Source organism: Microvirga sp. P4_G7, from assembly GCF_056401005.1.
This window is the reverse complement of record NZ_JBFUKD010000667.1, coordinates 1-1,969: the sequence shown is the minus strand read 5'-3', so window position 1 is coordinate 1,969 and position 1,969 is coordinate 1. Positions and strand designations below refer to the sequence as shown.

General features: G+C 57.8%; 2 protein-coding genes. Both read right to left on the bottom strand.

The window, feature by feature from the left end; genetic code table 11:
* Positions 1-1,084 (bottom strand): adenylate/guanylate cyclase domain-containing protein (locus tag AC1DT3_RS19325; RefSeq protein ID WP_477466836.1); only part of this gene is annotated, 1,084 nt, incomplete at its 3' end.
* A gap of 471 nt (positions 1,085-1,555) precedes the next feature.
* Positions 1,556-1,969: M55 family metallopeptidase (locus AC1DT3_RS19320; RefSeq protein WP_477466835.1), on the bottom strand; the 414-nt coding region annotated here is incomplete at its 5' end.

Below are 1,969 nucleotides of genomic sequence, written 5' to 3'. Positions count from 1 at the left end.
GGGCGGATGACGCCGCGTTCTCAGCGATTCCGAGGAATTCACAAATGAGTTCGTAGGTGCCATCGAGATTCGGACCTATCCTCGCCAGGCTCGTTGCCACTCGATCCCGCGCGTGAGACGCGTCAACGCTCGGCTGGATTCCGAAAAGAATGCGCATGATTTCCAACACCGGTTGGAAAGGCGTCGCGCTTCCATATGGCTGTGTTCTGACCTCGATCGTCGGTATGCGAAGTTCACGGCAATGCTGGAGAAACTCGTAACAAACGCGCGATTTCCCGCTACCCGGGGCGCCGCATATGCCGACGATATGACCCTCACCTGACTGCATCCTTCGCAGAGAACTCTCGAGAATTGCGATTTCCTTCTCGCGACCAAGAAACTTCGTAAGAGCTGAATCGGCCAGCGATGGATCGGGCACGTGCGAGGTGAGGTCATGAAGTTCGTAGACTTCAATTTCCTGAGAGATCCCGCGAACGCTGCGCCGCCCGATGCTCCTTGCGGTGCAAAACCGACGGACCAATTGGTAGCAATCCTCACTGAGGAGTATCTTGCCCGGATCGGCCAACGACTGCATGCGGCTGGCGATGTGGATCGCCACCCCGTAGGCTTCGCGCTCGTTGATCATACCGGGCAGGTTGGTTTCTGATACGATTGTTCCCGAATGCAGGCCGACACGTACGGAGGGGCCGCCCGCACGGGTGGGAAACTCGCTTTGGATGGCCAGAGCGGCCCGACACGCCATCAGAGCGTGCCCTTCCTGGGCACGCGGCGCACCGAAGACCGCCATGATGCCATCGCCCAGCATGTGCATGATCGTGCCACCGGATCGCTCGACGGCGCGGCGCATCAATGCGACCGCGGGTGCAAGTCGATGCATCGCCTCTTCGGGGTCGAGATCGGAGACAAGTTCGGTCGAAGCAACGATGTCCGCGAACAAGATCGTCGTCGGTTTGAATTCCCCGGTTCCGAACGTGACCTTAACAGGGTCGCTGAGAGGGGAATGCTCAGGTCGCAGCGGGGCTCCACATTCGCTGCAATAGCGAGCACCCATCGGGCTGATCTGCGAGCAGCGTGGACATTCCATAATATCCCTCCGGCATATGGTGTCCCTCGTTTTTGCGAGTCCGCTACTTAAACTGAGCGCCCGGTTACAATGCAAGAGGAAACAGCCCGCATGCCGGAAATCACATTAGCATTGGGATAGCCCCTCAATGCAAGGCGTCGTCGAATCGTTCATGATTTAGGTTTTTCCCGTCTCCGACGGAACCGGATCACTGAAATAGAGTGGCAAAATTCAGAGGTTACAGAATTCCCGGGGCAAATTTTATTGACACTTGCTGATGCTGATCCGAGGGAGAGGGTGCGAATTGTGGTCTTTTCTTCGAAATCGAGCGCATCGAATCGCCTAATATTGCCTCATCGGACGTCGAAAACCGTCTTCTTTGACGTTAGTCTACATGCTCGAGTGTTCCGAGTGTTGATGAGCGATCGATTGAAAGCTCACCAACTCCGCGAGTAGAGGGCCGTATTCGGTCGCCGATTGCAGTTTTTCGGTTCACCGGAGCGATTGCACCATGGCAGACATGGTTCCGAGCATGCGGAGTACACCGAGTGCACTCTGTGCCGTGAACCCGACGCCATGTCCGTCTATCCGACGAGTACCGGGAACTATGGAAACAAGGTCCGCCATCGCCGTCGTATTCATCCGGACCTCGCACTCGAGCGACGATCCGAGAGTGACGGGTTTGATGGTCGAAGCTCGCCTCACCGCTGCCGTCGTTGCTGCGCCGATCAGCTCGCGAGCGGAGCGCGGGGAAAGACTGTCGGCGCAGTTCGCCCCTATGGCGGTCTTGACGCATGCGAACGTCGCTTGCGGGAAATAGTCCGCCATCTCGGCTTCAAACACGTCATCGCCGCTCGCCATGATCACGGGGACGCCCATCTCGCCAGCCACCGCTCCGTTCAGCCC